Raw genomic sequence first — 21,652 nt, 5'->3', positions numbered from 1 at the left:
GGGCCTACCGCGCCGTCGTCACGGTGCCGGCCGCGCCGTCCACGGTGATCATCTGACCGGTGACGATCCGCGAGGTGGCGCCCGGCACGCTGATCACGGCCGGGATGCCGTACTCGCGGGCCACCGTCGGGCCGTGCGCCATGATCGCGCCGGTCTCGGTGACCAGCGCCCCGGCGGTCAGGAACAGCGGCGTCCAGCCCGGGTCGGTGGTGGCGGTCACGAGGATCTCCCCGGGTTCGAGGTACGCGGTGGCCGGGTCGGTGACCACCCGGGCCGGGCCGGTCACCCTACCCGTCGCCGCCCCCACGCCCCGCAGCAGTCCCGCCCCGTCGGTGGGGGCCGGCAGGGTGCTCTCCACGTCGGTCCCGTCGGACAGGAGCGCCACCGGCACGACCCGGCGGCGCAGCTCACGCCGGTGGGTCGCCCGGCGTCGGGCGACCAGCCCGGTCAGGTCGGCACCGGCCAGGGCCGCCTCGACCTCGTCGAGGGTGAGGAACATGACGTCGTCCGCCGTCGGGAACAGCGTCGCCCCGATGAGCAGCAACTGCTCGCGTACGGTCCGGAGCCGGTACAGCCCGGCGAACTTGCCGGCCTCCCGCAGTCCCGCCAGCCGTCGTGCCCGCCGCAGCAGGAAGATCGCGATCCGGCCCCGGACCGGGCGACGTCGGCGGACCCGGGCGGCCAACTCGTCGAGCGCGGCCCCGGCTGCTGCGGCGGCCTCGGCGAACCGGCGGTCGGGTGCCTGCGCGGGGTCGGTCAGCCGCAGGTAGTTGGCGACGGCGGCAAGGACCGGGGTGGGGTCCTCGGCCCAACGCGGCACACCGACGTCGGCTTCGGCCGCCGCCCGGTGGCCGTAGCGGGACAGGAACCCGGACAGGCCGATCTCGGGGAGCGCGCCCCGCAGGTACCGGGCCGCCAGTTCGGCCGGTGGCGTGTCGAGGAGCAGGTCGCGGTGCTCGCGGGCGGCGCTGGCCAGCGCCCACAGTGCGAGGTCCATCTCGATCGTCACGTTGTGCGGGACGCCACGCAGCACCGCATGGACGTCATCCTCGGTGGCGACGCCCTTGAGCAGGTGGGCGGGCAGGGCCGAGGCGAGCATCCCGGCCACGATCGGCCAGGTGATGTCGTCGGCGGCACCGCCGTCGCCGTGTTCGCGGACGAACCGCAGCCGCTCGTGGGCCGTCCGCAGGTGTGCCGGTGCCACCGACTCGGCCCGTAGCCGGTCGACGGCAGCGACCAGCCGACGCCGTGCCGCGTCCGGTCGCGTCAGCGCCCGCAGGATGCCCCGCAGGGCCCGCAGCGCCGTGCCCAACGAGGCGTCCGCCGGGCGGCGGCGGGAGCCGTCACCGGACGGTGCGAACCGGGGGTCCCGCAGGACGTGCTCCATCACCGCCTGGGCGCGCGGCCCGAAGTCGACGGCCATCAGCCGGACGAGCCGTCGGCGGCTGGCCGGCCGGCGGACCAGGTCGGTCAGGTCGCCGTAGAGCCGTCCGCCGATGTCGACGATCTCCACCCGCATCCCGAGCGAGGCGACCATGGCGGCGATCATCGCGCGGAGCGTGGCCATGCCCATCGGGGTGACCGGTCGCAGCATCCCCTGCACGTTGCCGAACTCGACGTACACCCGCAGGTCGTCGGTCTGCGGCGGCGCCGGGAACAGCGTGCTGACCGGCCGCGACTGGAGCAACCACAGGGTCCCGTCGTGGTCGATGGCCCACTCGACGTCCTGTGGCCCGCCGAAGTGCGCCTGTACCCGCCGGCCGACGGCCCACAGGTCGCCCTGCCACCCGGGCTCCGACCGCCCCCCGTCGCTACCGGCCGGATCGGCGAGCACGACGCGCGTCACGTCGGTGCGGCCGTCGACGACCGTCGTGCCCGGCCCGACCTCGACGAGCATCTCGGTGCGGTTGCCGGTGACCGGGTTGGCCGTGTAGAGCACGCCGGCCCGGACCGGGGCGACCATCCGCTGCACCACCACCGCCATGCGCACGTCGGCGGGGTCGGTCCCGCGCGCCTCCCGGTAGGCCGCCGCCCGGCTGCCGTGCAGCGACTCCCAGCAGGTGCCGATCGCCGCCAGCAGGTCCGCCTCGCCCTCGACGTCCAGCACCGTGTCGTGCTGGCCCGCGAAGCTGGCGTCCGGCAGGTCCTCGTCGGTCGCGCTCGACCGCACCGCCACCGGCCCGCCGCCCAGCCGCGCGTACGCCGCCCGGACCTCGTCGCGCGGCACCACCCCGGCGCGGTGCGCCTCGGTGGTCACGCAGAAACCCTCAGGTACCCGCTCGCCAGCGCGGATCAGCTCGCCGAGACCGGCCGCCTTGCCGCCGACCAGCGGGACCAAGTCGGCGTGTGCCTCCGACAGGGGGATCACCGACACCTGCGCCTCCCGTTTGCAATACGACTGCATTGCAAAGAAGGTACGCGGGTTGCAGTGCAACTGCAATGTAAAAATCCGGCCGCACCCGGAACCAGCCGCCGGTGGGCGTGACTGACGGCTGCGGCGTTCAGCCCAGCGCCGGGACGACGATCGGCAGCCGGACGGTGAAGGTGCTGCCCTGACCCGGGACGCTCTCGACGCCGATCGTGCCGCCGTGCGCCTCGGCGAGCTTGCGGGCGATCGACAGCCCGAGCCCGCTGCCACCGGTGCTGCGGGTGCGGGAGTCGTCGGCCCGCCAGAACCGGTCGAAGATCTTCGCCTGGTCGGCGGGGGCGATGCCGGTGCCGGTGTCGGACACGGCGATGGCGAGCTGGTCGTCGCGTACCTCCAGGCGTACGACGACCGACCCGCCCGCCGGGGTGTGCCGTACCGCGTTGGCGACGATGTTGCCGACGATCTGGCGCAGCCGGGCCCCGTCGACGGCCATCTCCAGGTCGGTGCCCACCGAGGTGCCCAGCCGGACCCCGGCGGCCTCGGCCGCGCCCCGGTGCGCCTCGACGACCTGCTCCAGCAGGTCGGCCACGAAGTACGGCTCGCGGTGGATACGCAGGTCACCGGCGTCGGCGGCAGCCAGGTCACGCAGGTCGTCGATGATGTGCTGCAGCAGCAGCGCCTCGTCGAGCAGCAGGGTGAGCAGCTGCGTGTCGAGCTGCGCCAGACCGTCCTGCGCGGCCTCCAACCAGCTGCGCATGTTGGTCAACGGCGTCCGCAACTCGTGCGCCACGTCGCTGACCATGCTCCGGCGCAACGCCTCGGTCTGCTCCCGGCGGGCGGCGAGATCGTTGAGCGCGGTGGCCAGCATGCCGATCTCGTCGCGGGTGGTCACCGGCACCCGGGCCGGTTCGTCCATCGGCTGCCGGGTCGCGTCGGTGAGCGCCCGCAACGGCCGGACCAGTCGCCGCCCGACCAGCACGGTGATCAGCACGGTGGCCACCAGCACCGCCCCGGTCACCTGGGCGATGCGGACCACGTTGGCCCGGGACAGGTTGAACACCGGCTCGGAGCCGCCCTGCGCCTCGTCGGTGACGAACAGCAACGCCGGTGGCGCCACGTACGCCCGGAGCTGGGCCGTCCGGGCCTGCTGCAGGCAGCCGGCGACCTGCTGGTCGAAGCGGGTGTCGCGGCTCGGTGCCGCGGTCCGGTCGGCGCGGATGTCGACCCGGGTCGGTGCCCCCAGCTCCCTGAGGCAGGTCTTGGTCAGGGTCTCCAGCTGGGCGATCCCGGCGGCCTCGCTCGGCATCGGGCGGGTCAGCTCGTCGGGCAGGCAGAACCCGACGATGCCCCGGTCCTTCGGGTCGCTCACCTGCACCGAGGCGCGGCCGGCCGGATCCACCACGACCCGCGCGTCGGCCCTGGACTCGGCGCGCACGCAGCCCAGTTGCCGCTCGGCCAGCTCCCGGATGTTGTTGCTCTCCCGCTTGGTCAGCCGGTACGGCCCGACCGCGCGCGGATCGACCCGTTCGGTCCCGCCGGTCAGCCCCAGGTCGACCTGCAGCGGGTCGACGGTCGCCGACGGCCGGGCGGTCTGCAACGACGGGCCGTCCGGGGCGGAGTCGGCGATCACCTGCCGGTCCGGGGTCATCAGGGTGATCCGCCGTTCGAGCCGGTCGGCCCGCTCGGCGAGGACCGCGTCGACCCCGGTCCAGTCCCGGTGGGTCGCCGCGTGGTCCAGCAGCGTGTCGTAGATGCTCTTGTCGTCGGCGAGCGAACGCCCCTGCTCCTGTTGGATCGCCCGCGTGGTCGACTGCACGGCCAGCCAGGTCGTCGCCAGGATCGCGCAGATCGCGACCAGCAGCGAGGTGGCCAGCAGCCGCACCACCAGGCTGCGGTGCAGGGGGACCCGCTGCTGCCTGGTCACGACGTGCCGGCGCTGAGCTTGTAGCCGACGCCGTAGACGGTCAGCAGCTGCTGCGGCCGGCGCGGATTCGACTCGATCTTGCGGCGCAGGTTCATCACGTGGACGTCGATGGTGCGTCCGGTCGACTCCCGGTCGACGCCCCGGGTGTGTTCGAGCAGTTGCACCCGGCTGAACACCCGGCCGGGCTGCCGGATCATCGCAGCGAGGATGGCGAACTCACCGGCGGTGCAGTCGACGGTGGTGTCCCCGGCGGTGACCAGGCGTCGGGACTCGTCGACGGTGAGCCGCCCGAGCCGGTGCACCGGTGACTCCTGGGGCGTCGTGCGCACCCGCCGCAGCAGGGTACGCACCCGGGCCACCAGCTCACGCGGGCTGTACGGCTTGGTCATGTAGTCGTCGGCGCCCAGGTCCAGCCCGCGCAGCAGGTCGTCCTCGGCGGACCGCGCGGTCAGCATCAGCACCGGCACGTCCGACTCCTGCCGCAGGATCCGGCAGACCTGCATGCCGTCCAGTTTCGGCAGCATCACGTCGAGCAGGAGAAGGTCGAACACCTGCTCCCGGGCCTGACGCAGCGCCGTCTCACCGTCGGCCACCACCGTCGCCCGGTGACCCGCCGCGGTGAGGTAGCGGCGCAACGCCTCGGCCTGCCGCGGATCGTCCTCCGCGAGCATCACGTGTGCGCACATGCTGGGGAATATAGAGCAGGTCAGGGGCGACGCGGATCCAGCGGAAGGCGGTGACACCGGGCACCTCTCGGTCCGTGCGCAGTTCGTCGGGCGGGTGACGGGGAGATCCGACGTTCGTGAGAAAAAGGTCATGCCCGGCCTTGACCGGTTCCTGACAAACCGGTGGCACCATCGCCGGCGGACGACCGTCGGCGGCGTCGCCCGGGGGTGGGCGACGCCGCCGGCCGGGGCGGCTACTTCCGCTTCGCGGCGACCTCACGCTCACACGCCGGGGAGTACTTCAACCCCTTGGAGATCGACTCGGAGTCGTTGTTCTTGCCGCCGAAGGCCCAGCCCGTGCCGTCGGCACCCACCTCGACATACCGGACGCCCTTGCCCTTGAGGCACTTCACCACGTCCCGGGCGAAGTCCTTCGCCTCCGGGTTGGCCGGGTCGAACTCCCACGGCGGCAGCGGCATCAGGTGCTCACACGCCTTTCCCGCCTCGCTGATCCCGTCCGCGCCGGTGCCGTCGCTGCGCCGCTTGGTGATGTCGACGCCGTGCTCGGTCAGGCACTTCGTATACGGTTTGAGGCGTTCCTTCTGGTCCTCCGGGGTGTCGTCGAGGCGTTCCCGTGGCCGCTCGTCCTGCGGCGTCGTCGCCGACGCGGCGGGGATGGGCGTGCTGGTCTGGAGGGTGGCCACCTCCGCCCCACCGGTCTTGCCGGCGGCGACGGGCGGGTCCTCGTCGGCGGCCGAGCACCCGCCGACCAGCAGTACGGCGCCGCACAACGCAGCCATCAGTTGCTTTCTCATCGTCACGCCTCCGGTCAGCTCTGCGGCGATCTCGCCGGGGCCCAGCATCACCGTCGACTGTCAGGAAGCTGTTTGCCGCGACGGGCCTGCCCCACGGGTGTCGTACCGGTGGGGAAGACTGGCGGGCATGGCGGAACGGGACGATCCGAAGGCGGCACTGCGGCACTACCTCCAGACCACCCGCGACGACCTGGTGTGGAAGCTGGAAGGGCTCGACGAACGCGAAGCCCGGCTGCCCCGCACCCCCACCGGCAACAACCTGCTGGGCCTGCTCAAGCACTGCCTGAACGTGGAGGCCGGCTACTTCGGCCCCACCTTCGGCCGGGAGTTCCCGTCGCCCGGCGAACTGGTCCCCATGGCGGCGTACGACGAGGACCCGCAGGCGGACTGGTACGCGCGGGCGGACGAGACGAAGGACGGACTGCTCGACCTGTACCGCCGGGTGGCCGAGTTCGCCGACCTGACGATCGCCGAGTTGCCGCTCGACGCGCCGGGGCGGGTGCCGTGGTGGCGGCCGGGGCACCAGGAGGTGACCCTGCACCAGATCATCATCCACGTGACCTGCGATCTCGCCCGGCACGCCGGCCACGCCGACATCCTGCGCGAGCAGCACGACGCGACGGTCGGCTGGCGACGGGAGAACCCGCAGGTCATCGACGACCAGGAGTGGCCGGCGTACGTCGCCAAGCTGACCGCGCTCGCCGACCGGTTCGCCTGACGCCGACCGGTCCACCCCCCGGGAGGAGGGGGACGGTCCGTCCCGCCTGCGCTCAACCGGTGGCGGCGAGCGTCGCCGGGCGGGCCGCCGCGACCGGACCCGGCCGCCGCCGCCGGATCAGCCACTCGGCGACGAGCAGGTTGAGCGTCCAGGCCGCCCCCATGAGCAGCGCCCGGGACAGCTCGGTGGTCGGCCCCACCGCCAGCGCCCATGTCGACAGCAGCACCGCCTGGGTCCCCGCGCCCTGCGCGATCGCGTAACCCCGCATCATCCAGGCCCGGTGCTGGGACAGCCGTCGCCGTCGGACGGCCACGAAACCGGCGGCGACGGCGACGAACATGCCGGCGGCGAACAGGTACCGCAGCACCATGAGCAGCGGGCCGTCGCCCGGCGGCAGCGGATAGGTGGCGTTCATCCACCATCCGGACGCGGCCACCACCAGTCCACAGCCGACCAGCGCCCGGCCCGCCCGGCGGTGCCACGCCCGGTGGTGGTCCCGGAACCCCGGTGCGAACTGGAACGCCCCCAGCAGGCTGAACGTGACGGCGGCGACGATGTGCAGCAGCACCGGGACCGGCGCGGCGAAGAAGCGTTCGTTGGCGGGGGTCACCTCGGCCGCACCGGACAGGGATGCCACCCGCAGCGCGCTGCCGAAGGTGGGGGCCGCGCTGAGCACGATGAGCCCGGTGAGGAGGGGCCAGTCCCGTCGTCGCGTCGTCATGACCCGAGCATGGCGACCGGGGCCGGCCGGCTCATCGGTCCACGGGCCGCCGTCGGACCGGCCGATGGTCGGGGTCGTCGGCCGTACTTTCGGCGGCGTCCACCCTCGACCGTCCCGCCGGGGCCACGCCGCCGTTGGAGATCGGCTCAGCCGCCGCGCAGCCGGTCGGTCTCGTACGCCCACATCGCGACCTCGACCCGGTTACGGGCCCCCAGCTTCGCCATCAGGCTGGCGACGTGCGTCTTGACCGTGCTCAGCGTGATGTGCAGCTCGGCGGAGATCTCGGTGTTGGTGCGTCCCCGGGCCACCGCGCCCAGCACCTGCTCCTCCCGGTCGGTGAGCCGGTCGACCGGCTGGCGGGGCGGGGTGGCCGGGCCGGCGTCGGCGAACGCCCGCAGCAGCCGGGTGGTGACCTGCGGCGCGATCAGCGCGTCCCCGGCGGCCGCCGCGTGGACGGCCTGGGTGAGCAGGGCCGGGCCGCAGTCCTTGAGCAGGAAGCCCCGGGCCCCGGCGCGCAGCGCGGCGTAGACGTACTCGTCGAGGTCGAACGTCGTGATGACCACCACCGCCATCGGGTCCGCGACCCCCGGACCGGCCAGCAGCCGGGTCGCCTCGATCCCGTCCACGCCGGGCATCCGGATGTCGAACAGGCACACGTCGGGGCGCAGCCGCCGGGCCAGCTCGACCGCCCGCTGCCCGGTGGCCGCCTCGCCGACGACCTCGACGTCGGGCTGCGCGGCGAGGATCATCGCCAGCCCGGTCCGCACGATCTCCTGGTCGTCGGCCACGAGCACCCGTACCCGGGTCCTGCCGCTCATGCCACGGCCCGGGGCAGCGCGGCGGTGACCGTCCACCCGTGGTCCCGGTCGGGGCCGGCGTCGAGGGAGCCGCCGAGCAGGTGGGCCCGTTCCCGCATCCCGACCAGCCCGTAGCCGTCGCGTCCGGGTGCCGGCGGGCCGACACCGTCGTCGTAGACCCGCAGCCGCACCGTGTCCTCGTCGGCCACCACCCGGACGGTGATCCGGGTCGCGTCCCGGGCGTGCCGGCGGGCGTTGGTGACCGACTCCCGGGCCAGCCGGCAGATCGTGGCCGCCACCGGGGCCGGCAGTCCGTCCAGGTCGCCGACCAGGTCCACCTCGACGGCCGGACCGTCCCCGGTCCGGTCCGCCAACTGCCGCAGGTCGGCGATGCGGAGGCTCGGCTCCCGGTCGGCCGGCTCGTCGCGCCGCAGGGCCCGGACCAGGGTGCGCATCTCGGTCAGGGCCTGGCTCGCCTCCGTCTCGATCAGCCGTAGCGCGTCGGCGGCGGCCGAGGGTCGGGTCTCCAGCAGGGCGAGTCCGGCCTGGGCCCGGACGGCTATCGCGGACACGTGGTGGGCGACGGTGTCGTGCAGGTCGCGGGCCAGCCGTTCCCGCTCGCGCAGCGTCACCTGCTCGACCTCCCGCCGTCGGGCCCGGTCCCGCCAGCGCAGCGCGGCCCCGACCGCGAGCGCCGCCGCGACCACCCCGGCCCCGCCCAGGGCGTCGTCCGGGCCGAGGTGGCCGACCACAGTCGACCAGGTGAGCTTCGCGGCGACGAGGGTCGCGCCGAACCCCGCCTCCCGCCCCGACCCCCAGCGGGTCAGCGCGAACACCGCCAGCAGCAGGTAGGCAAGCGTGTGCAGGCCGAGGTCGCCACCGACGACGACCTCGCCCACGGCGCAGACCGGGAAGGCGACGAGCGTCACGAGCAGCGGCCGGCTCCGCCGCCACAGCAGGACCGGGGCGAGACCGACACCGATCAGGACCGGCACGGCCGCCGGCTGCGGCAGGGTGCCCCACCGGGCGAGCCCCTCCACCAGCGCCGCCGCCGCGAGCAGGGCGACCAGCGCCCCGTCGCGCCACCCGTGCGGCGCAGGGCGTGCCGGGCGGGGCTCACGCCACCAGGATCGCAGCAGCTCGCGCACGGGGAAATCGTACGGGCGGCGGGCATCTGTCCGGTGCCCCGGCGGCGCGGGTGGGCAGCGTAGTCGGGGTGCCCTCCCCGGGGTCAGCCGGCCGGCAGCAACCGGGCGAGCGCGTTGCGGACGGCGACACCCGGGCGACTCCTCGGGACCAGCACCGACGCCACGAGGCCGGTGGTCCGCCCGCGACGGTCGGTGCGGCGTCGGTGCTCGGCCTCGTAGCGGCGCAGGGCGGCGGCGGGTTCGTTCCCGGCGAGGGCGGCGGCCAGGGTACGGGCCCCGGCGATGGCCAGGCTCGACCCGTCGCCGAACAACGACACCGAGGCCGCCGCGTCGCCGAGCAGCGTCACCCGCCCGCTGGACCAGCACGGCAGCACCACCCGGGTGACCGCGTCGAAGTAGAGGTCGTCTGCCTGTCGGGCCCGGGCCAGCAACTCGGGGATCCGCCAGCCACCTTCCCGGGCGTACGCGTCGGTGAGGATCTGCCGGTGCCGGGCCGCGTCGGTGTGGTCGAAGTCGACGACGGCGGGGTGCCGGAAGATGAAGGCGACCCCCGCCTCGCCCCGGACCGGGTGGATCGCGACGAGCCGGCCCGGTGTGTTGTGCAGCAGGACGTCGTGGGGGTGCTGCGGTGCCTCGCCGAGCAGTGTGGTGGCCACGTAGAGGCCGAGGTGGCGGACGACGTCGCGCTCCGACCCGAAGGCGAGCCGGCGGACCGTCGAGTGCAGTCCGTCCGCGCCGACGACCAGGTCGAACCGGCGGGGCGGGCCGGTGGCGAAGGTGACGTCCACCCCGTCGGGGTCCTGGTCGAGTCGGGTGACCGTGTCGTCGTACCGGAACTCGGCGTCGTCGCGGGCCGCGTCGTGCAGGATGCGGGCGAGGTCGGCGCGGGGCACCTCGATCTCCGCCGTGCCGGCCGGGCTGCGGGTGGCGGGCATCGCGATGCGGCGACCGGGCCGGCCCGCCGGGTCGACGATCCGCAGCCCGGTGGCGTGCGTGGCCGCCGCCCGCAGGGCATCCACCACGCCCATCTGTTCGACCACCGGCAGGGCCGGTCCGCGGACGTCGACCGGGTTGCCGCTGGAGCGCTGCCCGGCGGCGCGCTCGACCACCGTGGGCCGCCACCCCGCGCGGGCCAGCCAGTAGGCGAGGGTCGGGCCGGCCACGCCGGCCCCGGAGATGAGTACGGTACGCATGACCCGAACTTTTCCGCACTCAGTGCAGAAATGCAATGAGTGCGGATTTGCGTTCGGTGCGCTAAGGTGTGCCGATGTCCCTCCGCGACCGCAAGCGGGCCCGCACCCGGCAGGCGCTTGTCGACGCCGCCGTCGACCTGTTCGGACGCCAGGGCTACGAGGCGACCACCATCGCCGAGATCGCCGCCGCCGCCGACATCGGCACCCGCACCTTCTTCAGTTACTTCCCGAGCAAGGAGGATCTGCTCTTCCCGGAGGCCGACCGTCGGGTGCGCGTCGCGGTCGACGCCATCGCCGGCCGGTCGCCGGGCGAGGAACCGGCCGAGGTGCTGTTGCGCGCGCTGCGGCAGGCGAACGACGAGAGCGGGGACATGACCGGTCCCCTCGCCGCGCTGCGGATCCGGCTGACCATGGAGGTGCCCGCCGTCCGGGGTCGGTCCCTGCAACTGCAGTGGGAGAGTCAACGCGAGATCGCCCGGCACCTCGCCGCCGCCTATCCCGACCGCCTCGACGAGGTCAGCGCCGCCGCCCTGGTCGGCGCGTTCGTCGGCGCGGCCACCGCCGCCCTGACCACGCTCCTGGAGGACCCGCGCCGCCGCGCCGACCCGGCCGCGATCCGCGCGTCCCTCCAGCAGGCCACCGAGGTCGCCCTGCGCCCGTGGACGCCGCGGCCCTGAGCCGCGCCCCACCCACCGGGGCCGGTCCGTCGGCGGTGCCGTGATCCGCGCGGGGCCGACCGTGTCGGCGGATCCGGGTACGGTTTCCGGTGCCCGGCCGGCACGCCCGCCGGCGGCACGTCGCCGGCCGACCGGCGGTCGACCGTGGAGGGAGCGAGCGTGACGCAGCGCAGAGCACTGGTGGTACGCGGCGGCTGGGAGGGACACCAGCCGGTCCGGGCGACGGAGCTGTTCCTGCCGTTCCTGGCGGACAACGGCTACACGGTACGGATCGAGGAGTCCACCGCGGTCTACGCCGACGCCGACGCGATGGCCGGCACCGACCTCGTCGTGCAGTGCATGACGATGGCCGAGATCACCGCCGACGAGGTGGCCGGCCTGCGCGCGGCGGTCGTCGCCGGGACGGGCCTGACCGGCTGGCACGGCGGCATCGTGGACGCGTTCCGCGCCTCGTCGGACTACCTGCACCTGGTGGGCGGCCAGTTCGCGACCCACCCCGGGCGGGAGCCCTGCGAGCGGCAGGGCGGGGAACAGGACAACTTCCTGCCGCACACGGTGACGGTCACCGACCTCGGCCGGGAGCACCCGATCACCGCCGGGATCGCCGACTTCGAGCTGGTCACCGAGCAGTACTGGGTGCTGCACGACGACCTGGTCGACGTCCTCGCCACCACCGTCCACCCCACCCGGGACTGGCACCCCTGGCACCGGCCGGTCACCTCGCCGGCGATCTGGACCCGGCGCTGGGGCGCCGGCCGGGTCGTCGTGACGACCCCCGGGCACAGCCTCGACGTGCTGGAGCACCCGTCCGTGCGGACCGTCATCGAGAGGGGCATGCTGTGGGCGACCCGCACCGCGTCGGCGTCGTAGGGCTCGGGGTCATCTCCCGCGCCTATCTGGACACCCTGGCCCACCACCCCGAGCTGCGCATCGTCGCGGTGGCCGACCTCGACGCCGACCGGTCGGCCGCGGCCGCCGCGGCCCTCCCCGACGCCGAGGCGATGAGCGTCGCGCGCCTGCTCGACCACCCCGACGTGCAGACGGTGCTCAACCTCACCATCCCCGCCGCCCACGTGGAGGTCTCGCTCGCCGCGATCGACGCCGGCAGGCACGTGTACGTCGAGAAACCGCTCGCCGTGGAGCTACCGCAGGGCCGCACGGTCCTCGACCGGGCCGCCTCGGCCGGGGTGCGGGTCGGCTGCGCGCCCGACACCGTCCTGGGCACCGGCACCCAGACGGCCCGCGCGGCGATCGACGGCGGGCTGATCGGGCGTCCGCTGGCCGCCTCGGCCGTCATGGTCACCCCCGGGCACGAGCGGTGGCACCCCCACCCCGACTTCTACTACGCCCCGGGTGGCGGCCCGTTGCTGGACATGGGCCCCTACTACCTGTCGGCGCTGATCCACCTGCTCGGTCCGGTGCGCGCGGTGACCGGGGCGGCCAGCCGGCTGCGCCCGGAACGGGTCATCGGCAACGGCCCGCGCCTCGGCGAGCGCGTCCCCGTCCTGGTGGACACCCACGTGTCGGGCGTGCTCGAACACGACAGCGGGGTGCTGTCCACCATCACCACCAGTTTCGAGGGGGTGACCACGACGGCCGCGCCGATCGAGGTGCACGGGGAGAGCGGCACCCTCGCCGTACCCGACCCGAACTACTTCGACGGCGAGGTCCGGCTGTGCCCGCTCGGCGGCGACGGCTGGCAGGTGCTCGCCCCGTCGGCGGGTTACCAGGCCGGTACCCGGGGCCTCGGGCTGATCGACGCGGTCCGGGCCGACGCCACCCGGGCCCCCCGGGCGGGCGGTGACCTGGCGTTGCACGTCCTCGACACGATGACCGGGCTGCTGCGGTCGGCGGCCGAGGGCCGGCGGATCGCACTGGGCACGACGGTGCGGCGACCCCACCCCGTGCCGCTCACCGCAGCCGAGGACTGGCAGGGCCGTGCGGGGACGACAGGAGGCGGCGCGGGCTCCCGCTGACCCGCACCGCCCCGACCCACCTCCACCGTCCGGGTGTCCGACCTGGACGAAAGGCCAATTCCATGTGCGTCGGGCGGCGTCACCTGCGTAGAACGGAGACATGGCCGACGAGGTGACCGTTCCGCTGCTGCCCTGTGCCTCCATCGACGACACCCTCGCCTTCTACGAGGCGCTCGGTTTCCACACCACCTACCGGCAACGCCGACCCAACCCGTACGTGGTCGTCCAATGGGAGGACCTGTGCCTGCACTTCTTCGAGCTCGCCGGCTTCGACCCGGAGCAGTCGTACGGCTCGTGCCTGGTCGTCACCCCCGACATCGAGGGCATGCACCGGGCGTTCGCCGCCGGACTGCGCGCCGCCTACGGCAGGGTGCCGGTGTCGGGCCGGCCCCGGATGACCCGGCCCCGGGCGCGTCGTAACGCCGACGGGGTGACGGGGTTCAGCATCGTCGACCCGGGCGGCAACTGGGTCCGTGTCGTCCACCGGGGTGGCGCTTCGTCGGCGCCGCCCGTCGGTCGGCTGGCCCGGGCGTTGGCCGACGCCGTGGTGCAGGCCGACTCGCGGGGTGACCTGCGTCAGGCCGTCCGGATCCTCGACGGCGCCCTGACCCGCCACGGCGCGGCTGACGATCCGGTCGTCCACGTGGAGGCCCTGGTCTACCGTGCGGAACTGGCGCTGGGCCTGGACGACCCGGCGACCGCGGCCGAGCTGTTGGACCGCGCCGGTCGGGTGGTGCTCACCGCCGACGAGGCGCGACGGACCGCGTCCGCCCGGGAGAACGCCGCCGCGCTGGCAGCCACCCTGGGTTAGCTAGCCGTCGGACAGGTCCCGGGCGAGGCAGACGGTGCCGTCCGGGCTGGCCACCGGCACCGGTCGGTAGCCCATCCGCTGGTAGAGGTCGATGTTGCGCCGGCTCCGGACGCCGGTGAACAGCAGCATGCGGCGGCACTGCGGCCCGGCGGTCGCCTCGGCGGCGCGCAGCAGCCACCGGCCCAGCCCCCGACCGCGCAGGTCGGGTACGACGGCGAGCCGCCCGAGGTGGCAGTCGGTGCCGTCGGTGCGGGTCCGCACCATGCCCAGCAGCCGACCGTCGCGCCAGAGGCCGATCGTGTGCCAGTCCGCCAGCCACTGCCGCACCTCCGGCACCGACTCGTGCAGCGGGGGGATGGCCAGGGTGTCGTTGACCAGTGCCTCCTCCGTCCAGCAGCACCGTTGCAGCACGGTGACCTCGGGCGCGTCGTCACCGGTCAGCCGTCGGGCGTAGGAGCCGGGTAGCGGGCCGGGGGTGGCCCGGTCGCGTTCGCGCATCGGCCGCAGGGCGTGGGCGAGCCGGACCACCTCGTCCAGCAGGGCGGCACCGGCCGCATCGCGGTCGGCGTCGGGCCGCAGCCGGCCGTCGCGTACGGCGTCGCTGATGCGGACGGCGACCGTGGTGCCCGTCGGGACCATGCGCAGGGCGGTCACCACCTGCTTGGCGTGCTCGACGGCGCGGGTGCCGGCCGAGGTGTGGCCGTAGCTGACGAAACCGATCGGCTTCCACGCCCACTCGACGGCGAGGTAGTCCAGCGCGTTCTTCAGCGTCGCCGGCATCCCGTGGTTGTACTCCGGGGTGACGGCGACGAATCCGTCCGCCGCGTCGACTGTCGCGCTCCACCGGCGGGTGTGGTCGTGCCGGTGGACGCCCGACGACGGTGATTCCTCCTCGTCGAGGAACGGCAGGTCAAGCTCGCCGAGCGCCACCGGGACCACCTCGACGTCGAGTGCCGCAGCCCGGGGGGTGACCGCGTCGAGCAGCCACCGGCTCACGGCGGGACCGAGTGCGCCGGGACGGGTGGCGCAGGTCAGCGCGAGGATACGGAGCGGTTTCGTTGACATGGAAACGAAGGCTAGATGCTAGATTGATTACATGTCAACAAAGTCGGGGTCGGTGCGGTGGCTGACGCCCGCCGAGGAACGCGCCTGGCGGGCCCTGCGACGCGTGATGGTCGCCGTCCAGGCCGGCACCGCGCACGACCTGGCGGCGATCGGCCTGTCCGAGGCCGACTACGAGGTGCTGAGCACCCTGTCGGAACAGCCAGCGCAGACCAGCACCCTCGGCGTGCAGGCCGACAAGATGGGCTGGTCGCGCAGCCGGCTGTCCCGGCACGCCAGCCGGATGGAAGCGCGCGGACTGCTGCGCCGCGCACCGGACCCGGCCGACGGACGTGGTTGCCTGCTCGTGCTGACCGGGCCGGGGATGACCGCCCTGCGCGACGCCGCACCGGTCCACGTCGAGTCGGTACGGCGGCACCTCGTCGACCGGCTCACCCCGCAGGACTTCGCCGCCCTGGAACGGATCGCCGGTCGACTGGCGCAGCCCCGGCCCGACGACGACCCCGACGGACCACCGCCCGCTCGACACCCCCCGGCATGACCACCCGCCCGGGTCGGCATCGTCCGTCGTGGACCCCACGCCGCGTCCGGAGCAGTGCCGGGCCCACGCTCACTTGACGACGTGAAACTCAGGGTGGGCGATCCAGGCGGTCATCGCCGGCGCGTCAAGATAGACGGCATCGCCGACGCGGACGCAGCGGCCCGCGCCGGCAAGGTGCGCAAGCAGCTCCGCCGAGGGTGGAGTGCGGAACTCCACGAACACCCAGCCGTCGGTCCGCCGTGCCACCCGCTCGGCGACGCGGGCCAGGGCGGGCCGCCCGGCGACATCGTTGACGAGGATGTGCAGCACGACGTCACAGCGCATGACGGCACCGGCCACCCGCGCAAGCAACTCGAGCTCGGCGGCGTCGACCTCGCGGTCCGGTGCCTGAAGGTCGTATCCGTAGGGCAGACCCCCGGCGGACAGCCAGTAGTCGGGGTCGGGTTCGTACCGGACGAGGCCCTCGGCCGCCATCTCCTCCAGCAGGACCGGCTCGACACACCCGGCGGTGCACGGACTCAGCACGCTCAACGCCGTCCCACCCACGGCGTGCAGTAGACAGCATCCGGCCGGGCTACCGCCACCCGGCACCGCAACGTCCGCGGCACGCCGTCGTCCGAGGCATCCGCACACCGGGCACCTCCCGACCACGAGGACGGTCCCGGGACGCCTGCGCTAGATCGGGAAGCGCCCGTGCCGCCAGTGCCAGTGGCCGCCGGCGGCCAGGTGGTCGATGATCGCGCGTTGCAGCACCGTGCGCCGGGGCAGTTGGTCGAGCGGCGTGCTGAGCGTACGGAAGGCGAACCGGCGCACCTCGACGTCGGCGTCCGGCCCGTCGGCCGGCACGTAGGGGAGCAACTCGAACCGGCGCTGGAACCGGATGATGTTGGAATCCTCGGGCAGGTAGTCGCGCAACTGCGGGTCGAGCAGCCAGGAGCCGCAGGAGAACGCGGTGTGGTGCTCGTCGGGGAAGTGCCGGGGAAAGAACTCGCGGGCCGCGTCGAGCGACGCGTCGACCGCCTCCGGGCTCATCGGCCCCGCATCGGGGACGTGCAGGCCGATTGTCGTGCCGGACCGCTCGTGCTGGAGCCGGCCCAGCTCGTAGAGGCCGCCCCGGACGTGCAGGGTGAGCCAGCTCTGCATGACCGGCCAGCCCTCGCCGCGCATCCGCCTGTCGATCGCCAGGTTACGACCCAGGTCGGCGAGGGTCGCCCAGGTGACGGACCCGGCGACGCCGTGCTCGCGGTGGAACCCGCGGACCACGTCGACCAGGGCGAGGTAGGCGTATACGTAGAGGTGCCGCCAGGCGGGCCCCCGGTCGCGGGGCAGCTCCGGGCCGGGCGACAGCCACTCGTGCCCGCCGAGGTCGGCGCGGACCAGGGCGGTCGAACGGTCCAGCAGCCAGCGCAGCTCCGGCGTCCACAACGGAGAGCCGGGGTCCGGCCAGCCGGCCATGATCTCGGCTGCGTCGTCCGGTCGTACCGCCAGCCGGTCGAGGATCGGGGGCGCGTCGGCCTTGGCGGGCAGCGGGGCCGCCGGCCGGTCACCGGCGAGCCGGTGCACCCGCTCGACCTCCGCGACGGGCACCCCGAGTCGGGCGGCGGTGTCGTCCAGGTCCACCGGCTGATCCTACCGGCCGGCCGTCGGGCGACGACCGCGAGCGGGAGCGCGAAGACGGCCGCCGTCAGCCAGGCGTACGGCTGCCAGTGGTGGTGGGGCGCGCACGGTCGGCACCGCGCGGAGGCCGCCGACTGATCCCCGCGACACCGGCCGTTCCCACCCTCACCTGTTGCCGTTCCCGGCGGGCCGGGTCCGGCGGGAGCGGGCGGTGGCGGCCACGAGCAGGGTCGTCACGAGGGCGCCGACGGTGGTCAGGCCGGCCACCCGTGCCGAGCGGGACGGCCCGGGGACGGTGGGCACGTCGACCGGCCCCGCCGGGACCGGCACCGGCGGGCCGGCCTGACGGGGGGCGAGCGCGGCGACCGCCGCGTACGCGTCGAGTGTCCCACCGCCGACGCCCGGGTCCGGCCCGCCGCCCGGTGGGGGGATCGCGGTCCGTTCCAGGCGGGCGCGGACCTCGGCCTGGGACAGCTCCGGGTGGTACGACCGGACCAGCGCGGCGACCCCGGCGACGTAGGCGGCGGCCACGGCCGCGCCACCGACGGTGTAGTGGCCGGACCCGCGCGGGGCGACGCCCAGCCCGGCTCCCGGGGCGGCGAGGTCGGTGCCCGCGCCGGCCGCCACCGGACCGGACCCCCCGTCGACACCGACCGCGTTCACCGCCAGCACCGCTGCGAACCCGGCGGGATAGCCGACCGGCGGGTCCCCACCGTTGTCCCCACCCCGGTCGGTGACGGCGGCGACCACCAGGATGTCCCGGTCCACCGCGGCCTGCACGGCAGCGGCCAGGTCGGGGGTCGCGGTGGTGACCCCGGTGGCGACGAGGATCACGTCCGCCCCGGCGGTGGTGGCCCGCCGGATGCCGGTGGCGAGCCGGGCCGGGCTGATCCGGCGGTTCGCGTCGGTGATCCGGACCGGCAGGATCCCGGCCTCCGGGGCGAGGCCGGTGGGGCCTTCGCCACTGGCCGGCCGGGCCGCGACGATCCCGGCCAGCGCGGTGCCCCGGCCGGCGCAGTCGCTGTCCGCCCGCCCGCCGGTGACGTCGACACCCGGTCGTACGGCACCGGCCAGGGCGGGTGCGGCGGCGCTGACGCCGGAGTCCACGACGGCGACCAGCACCCCGGCGCCCCGGGTCAACGGCCAGATGGTCTGCGGGGCGAGCAGGCGCAACGCCCAGGGGGTTTCCCGGGCCGTCACCGGGGACGGCCCGACACAGCCGCCCGCCGTCGTGGGTAGCGGCGGTGGCTCCCCGGCACCGGCGGCCGGGACCGGTGGGGCGACGAGCACCCCGACGGTGACGAGTGCCCCGGCCACGACGGCGCGACCACGACGGCGGCCCGCACCGGTCACGCCAGTGCCCCCGGCTCGCGCAGTGCCCCCGGCTCGCGCGGCACCACCGGTTCCTGTGGTGCCAGCGGTTCCTGCGGCACCAGCGGTTCCTGTGGTGTCATCCGTGCCTGCGGTGCCGCCGGCACCTGCGCAGCGACTGGTGCCGCCGGTTCGTGCCGGACGTCCGGCACGTGCAGGCTCCGCCGTTCGTGGTGCGTCGCCGGCACCGGAAGGACCACTGGTGCGGCGACCTCGACAGTGGCCGGTCCGTGGTGGGTGAGCCGTCGGGCCCGTCTGGCGAACACCCCCACCACCGCCAGCAGGAAGAGCCCGAGCCCGCCGGCCACCAACGCCGGCCAGAGAGCGGAACCGGATCGGGCCGGTGACACCGCCTGGGCCGGGTCGGGGCTGACCGCCGCCAGCGGATCGATCAGGCCCCAGCCGTTCTCCGGGCTCGGACTCGACCGGGTCCCCGGGTCGGCGGTGGCGCTGATCCGACGCGCCACCTGCACGGCGTTCGTCCCGGGCCGCGCCGAGCGGACCAGCGCGGCCACCCCGGCGACATAGGCCACGGCGTACTCGGTGCCGGTACGGGCCCGGGGGGCGGGGTCACCGACACCGAGCGTCGCCACGTCGAGGCCGGGCGCGGTGACGTCGACCCCACCAGCCGGGTACGCCAGCACGGGCCGCAGGTCGGGGCCGACCCCGGCGACCCGGAGCAGACCCTCCTGGGCGACGGCCGCGGTGCCGTCGGTGGTGGCCGGGGCGACCACCACCACGTCGTGCGCCACCGCCGAGCGCACGGCCTCCGTCACGGCCGGGTCGGTGAGTCTGGCGTACCCGCCCAGTGCGATCACTGTCGCGCCGGCCGAGACGGCGACCTCGATCCCGAGGGCGGTTCGTGACGGATCGGCGCCGGTGCCGTCGGCGACGATCCGGACCGGCAGGATGGCCGCCTCCGGGGCCACGCCGACCGCCGGCGGTGCGGGCGAGCCGGCACCGGAGTCCGCCCCGATCACGCTCGCCATCGCGGTGCCCGTACCCAGGCAGTCGGTGTCGGCGCGGGCCTTGCCGGTGATGACGTCCGACCCGGGCGCCACCCGCCCGGCCAGGGCCGCAAGCTCGCCGTCGACGCCGGAGTCGACCACCGCCACCAGCGCCCCGGCCCCCGTGCCGTGCTCCCAGGCGCGTGCCGTGGAGAGTTTCGTGGCGGCCCAGTTCGACCCGCCGCCGCCGGAGATGGCAGCGGCACACGTCGGGGTGCCCGCCCGGGGAACAGGCCGGGCCGGTGCCGCCTTCGGCGGGTCCGTCGGCAGCAGACCGTAGCGGACCTCGTCGCCGAAGGCGTCCCAGGGCAGCACCAGCAACCATCCGGCGACCAACTGCTGCCCGACGGCGGTGAGCCGCCCGCCGTCGGGTTGACGGCGGCCCTCGTTGAGCCGGTAGATCTCGTCGGCCCGGTCGGGGTCGGCCAGGAACCGGGCAGCCACCCCGGCCAGGTTCGTCACCGCGCCCTCCGACCCCGTGCTCTCCGACCCCGCGCCCACCGGGTAGTACTTCACATAGGTCGGGGGCGGCGGTGGGGCCGCCCGGACCGGGGTGAGGGGGGCGATCACCAGCACGCCGGTCGCCACGAGGCAACCCAGCGAACGGGCCCAGGAAAGCAGCAACCGGGTCATGCACCGTCTCCTCGTCGTGGGTGGGCAGCGGTCGGCGTGACGCCCCGGACCGGAGGTGCCGTGGACGCGGCCCCCCGGGCCCACAACGGTGCGCGACCGGTCACGGTTCACCACGCTCGACGGGAAAACCGCCCTCGCGGGCCGAGCGACCTCCGCTGCCCGGGACGACGGCACCGACGAGCTCGGCGACAGCAGCGGGGGCGGTGGTCGGCCGGACGGTCACCGCCCAGCGGGCCCGCAGCGCCCGGCCGACGACGACCGGCACCAGCCGGTGCCCGGTCAGGGTGGCGATCCGGTGGGCGAAGGTCAGTTCCGGGCCGGACAGGGCGGCCATGCACAACACCCCGGGGCCGTCCGGCAGATCCGCCTCGTCGGTGGGGAAAGCCGCCCGGTGTGCCCAGCCTTCGGGCAGGTCCGGTCCGAACAGGTCGCCGACCACGGTGACCGTGTGCCCGGCGGCGTACACCTGCTCGGCGAGCGTCCGCGCCCGCTGCCGGGCGGCCCCGCCCGGGCCGGTCACGGTGAACACGTCCGGGGTGCCGGCCAGGTCGATCCAGAGCGCCCAGCCCCGCCGGTGGCCCAGCCGGACCGGCAGCCGCATCGACGGCGGGGGTTGTGTCGGGAGCTGCCAGGCGTAGTGCGGCCGGCCGCCCGGTGCGCCCCCGGGCACCCGGACCGCGAGGGTGCCCGAGGGTGAGGTCACCTCGGTGTCGAGGTCGTCGGCCACGCAGGGCGGGGGCTGCGGGATCACGGCGGCGACGGGCACCGGGCCGGGCCGGTGCACCGGATCCGCCGGTGCCGGCCGACCCGCCCGTTGCGGCGGACCCTCCGGCAGAGGTGCGACGACCACGACGGTGGGCACCCCCTCGGCGGGCGGATCGACCTCGGCGGGCGGATCGACCTCGGCGGGCGGATCGACCTCGATGGGTGGGTCGACCTCGACGGCCGGTGGTGGAGACGCCACCCGGCCCGCGTCGAGGGCGAGCGGCGGGGGCCGTCCGGGCAGGGCACGCCGCCGGACCGGCCGGCGCAGCAGGGTGGCGACGAGCAGGGCGACGGCGGCGAGGCCGGCGAGCCCGACCAGTCGACCGTGCTGCCCGGGGTCGGCAGTCTCCGGTGGTGCGGGGGCGGCCCCGCCGGTCGGCGGGAGCGGACCGGTGCGTACGCCCGTCCCCCGCGCGTCGGGCGGCAGCGCCAGCACCCAGCCGGGGCGCAGCTCGGCCGGGTCGGTGAGCCGCCCCCCGTCGGGCTGCCGGCGGCCCCGGTTCAACTCGAAGATCTCCCGGTACCGGTTGCCGTCGCCGAGGGTGTTGGCCGCGATCTGGTAGAGGTACTCCCGCTGGCCGGCCACCGGTGGCCCCACCACGTAGTACCGCCCGGCCGGTGTCGCGCTGGCGGGCGTCGGACCGTTCGGGGTCGCGCTGGCCGGCGTCGGGCCGGCCGACGCCGCACCGGCTGCGGCGGGACCGGCGGTGAGGGTGAGGGCGGCCAGGACCGCCACCACCGGCAGGAGTGTGCCGAGCCACCCGTGGTGGGTGGCGTGCCGGGTCGCCTGTTGCTCCGGTGGTCGCCCGCCACCGGGGGCGGTCGGGATGTGCACGGTTCCCT

Annotated in this window: 20 protein-coding genes; 6 read left to right on the top strand and 14 right to left on the bottom strand. The window is 75.0% G+C overall.

Features of this window, described 5'->3' with window-relative positions; all coding sequences use genetic code 11:
* Positions 1–4: 4 nt before the first annotated feature.
* The 4 genes from AB0K25_RS16095 to AB0K25_RS16080 all read right to left on the bottom strand — a co-directional run bounded on the left by AB0K25_RS16095 (position 5) and on the right by AB0K25_RS16080 (position 5,772).
* On the bottom strand, positions 5–2,404 hold the full coding sequence (locus AB0K25_RS16095) for a PEP/pyruvate-binding domain-containing protein (protein ID WP_363820813.1): 2,400 nt from the start codon (positions 2,402–2,404) through the stop codon (positions 5–7).
* Between the two features lie 97 nt (positions 2,405–2,501).
* On the bottom strand, positions 2,502–4,292 hold the full coding sequence (locus tag AB0K25_RS16090) for a HAMP domain-containing sensor histidine kinase (RefSeq protein WP_219463221.1): 1,791 nt from the start codon (positions 4,290–4,292) through the stop codon (positions 2,502–2,504).
* Positions 4,289–4,978, bottom strand: coding sequence for a response regulator transcription factor (locus AB0K25_RS16085; protein WP_357534083.1), 690 nt, complete (start codon positions 4,976–4,978; stop codon positions 4,289–4,291). Before AB0K25_RS16085 ends, AB0K25_RS16090 begins: the two co-directional genes overlap by 4 nt.
* A gap of 233 nt (positions 4,979–5,211) precedes the next feature.
* Positions 5,212–5,772, bottom strand: coding sequence for a hypothetical protein (locus AB0K25_RS16080; protein ID WP_357534085.1), 561 nt, complete (start codon positions 5,770–5,772; stop codon positions 5,212–5,214).
* Between the two features lie 127 nt (positions 5,773–5,899).
* Between AB0K25_RS16080 and AB0K25_RS16075 the strand changes: the two genes are divergently transcribed.
* Complete coding sequence (locus AB0K25_RS16075) at positions 5,900–6,490, top strand: DinB family protein (RefSeq protein ID WP_219463218.1); 591 nt, start codon at positions 5,900–5,902, stop codon at positions 6,488–6,490.
* Between the two features lie 52 nt (positions 6,491–6,542).
* Here AB0K25_RS16075 and AB0K25_RS16070 read toward each other — a convergent pair whose 3' ends face one another.
* From AB0K25_RS16070 to AB0K25_RS16055, 4 genes are all read right to left on the bottom strand, one after another.
* Complete coding sequence (locus AB0K25_RS16070; protein WP_219463217.1) at positions 6,543–7,211, bottom strand: DUF2306 domain-containing protein; 669 nt, start codon at positions 7,209–7,211, stop codon at positions 6,543–6,545.
* A gap of 146 nt (positions 7,212–7,357) precedes the next feature.
* Positions 7,358–8,029 carry a response regulator transcription factor gene (locus AB0K25_RS16065; RefSeq protein WP_208567505.1) on the bottom strand — a complete coding sequence of 224 codons (672 nt, stop codon included), beginning with the start codon at positions 8,027–8,029 and terminating at the stop codon, positions 7,358–7,360.
* A complete protein-coding gene (locus AB0K25_RS16060; protein WP_219463216.1) occupies positions 8,026–9,156 on the bottom strand; it encodes a sensor histidine kinase in 1,131 nt (376 codons plus the stop codon). The genes AB0K25_RS16065 and AB0K25_RS16060 overlap by 4 nt, the downstream gene beginning before the upstream one ends.
* Positions 9,157–9,239: 83 nt before the next feature.
* On the bottom strand, positions 9,240–10,349 hold the full coding sequence (locus AB0K25_RS16055; protein ID WP_363820808.1) for an FAD-dependent monooxygenase: 1,110 nt from the start codon (positions 10,347–10,349) through the stop codon (positions 9,240–9,242).
* Between the two features lie 74 nt (positions 10,350–10,423).
* Here AB0K25_RS16055 and AB0K25_RS16050 point away from each other — a divergent pair, with 74 nt between their 5' ends.
* The 4 genes from AB0K25_RS16050 (at position 10,424) to AB0K25_RS16035 (ending at position 13,813) form a co-directional block, all read left to right on the top strand.
* On the top strand, positions 10,424–11,026 hold the full coding sequence (locus AB0K25_RS16050) for a TetR family transcriptional regulator (RefSeq protein ID WP_208567502.1): 603 nt from the start codon (positions 10,424–10,426) through the stop codon (positions 11,024–11,026).
* A 159-nt stretch (positions 11,027–11,185) separates the two neighbouring features.
* Positions 11,186–11,896, top strand: coding sequence for a ThuA domain-containing protein (locus AB0K25_RS16045; protein WP_219463212.1), 711 nt, complete (start codon positions 11,186–11,188; stop codon positions 11,894–11,896).
* A complete protein-coding gene (locus AB0K25_RS16040; protein ID WP_363820803.1) occupies positions 11,866–13,002 on the top strand; it encodes a Gfo/Idh/MocA family oxidoreductase in 1,137 nt (378 codons plus the stop codon). The genes AB0K25_RS16045 and AB0K25_RS16040 overlap by 31 nt, the downstream gene beginning before the upstream one ends.
* Before the next feature lie 100 nt (positions 13,003–13,102).
* Positions 13,103–13,813 carry a VOC family protein gene (locus AB0K25_RS16035; RefSeq protein ID WP_363820800.1) on the top strand — a complete coding sequence of 237 codons (711 nt, stop codon included), beginning with the start codon at positions 13,103–13,105 and terminating at the stop codon, positions 13,811–13,813.
* Here AB0K25_RS16035 and AB0K25_RS16030 read toward each other — a convergent pair whose 3' ends face one another.
* A complete protein-coding gene (locus tag AB0K25_RS16030) occupies positions 13,814–14,878 on the bottom strand; it encodes a bifunctional NAD(P)H-dependent oxidoreductase/GNAT family N-acetyltransferase (RefSeq protein WP_363820797.1) in 1,065 nt (354 codons plus the stop codon).
* A gap of 31 nt (positions 14,879–14,909) precedes the next feature.
* On the opposite strand from AB0K25_RS16030, the gene AB0K25_RS16025 reads away from it, so the two are divergent.
* Positions 14,910–15,416: a MarR family transcriptional regulator gene (locus AB0K25_RS16025; protein WP_363820794.1), complete on the top strand. Its 507-nt coding sequence runs from the start codon at positions 14,910–14,912 to the stop codon at positions 15,414–15,416.
* 69 nt (positions 15,417–15,485) lie between these two features.
* Here the strand turns inward: AB0K25_RS16025 and AB0K25_RS16020 are convergent, their stop codons facing one another.
* The 5 genes from AB0K25_RS16020 to AB0K25_RS16000 form a co-directional block, all read right to left on the bottom strand.
* Positions 15,486–15,947, bottom strand: coding sequence for a hypothetical protein (locus AB0K25_RS16020; RefSeq protein WP_363820791.1), 462 nt, complete (start codon positions 15,945–15,947; stop codon positions 15,486–15,488).
* 144 nt (positions 15,948–16,091) lie between these two features.
* The gene (locus tag AB0K25_RS16015) at positions 16,092–17,036 is read right to left on the bottom strand and encodes an acyltransferase domain-containing protein (protein ID WP_363820788.1); all 945 of its coding nucleotides are present in this window, start codon (positions 17,034–17,036) and stop codon (positions 16,092–16,094) included.
* A 162-nt stretch (positions 17,037–17,198) separates the two neighbouring features.
* Complete coding sequence (locus tag AB0K25_RS16010; protein ID WP_363820785.1) at positions 17,199–18,350, bottom strand: S8 family serine peptidase; 1,152 nt, start codon at positions 18,348–18,350, stop codon at positions 17,199–17,201.
* A gap of 32 nt (positions 18,351–18,382) precedes the next feature.
* Positions 18,383–20,044, bottom strand: a complete 1,662-nt coding sequence (locus tag AB0K25_RS16005; RefSeq protein ID WP_363820782.1) for a S8 family serine peptidase — start codon at positions 20,042–20,044, stop codon at positions 18,383–18,385.
* Between the two features lie 100 nt (positions 20,045–20,144).
* A complete protein-coding gene (locus AB0K25_RS16000; protein WP_363820779.1) occupies positions 20,145–21,644 on the bottom strand; it encodes a hypothetical protein in 1,500 nt (499 codons plus the stop codon).
* Positions 21,645–21,652 lie beyond the last annotated feature (8 nt).

The organism is Micromonospora sp. NPDC049257, assembly GCF_040678915.1.
Classification (GTDB): domain Bacteria; phylum Actinomycetota; class Actinomycetes; order Mycobacteriales; family Micromonosporaceae; genus Micromonospora; species Micromonospora antibiotica.
This window is presented reverse-complemented; position numbering and strand designations above follow the sequence as displayed.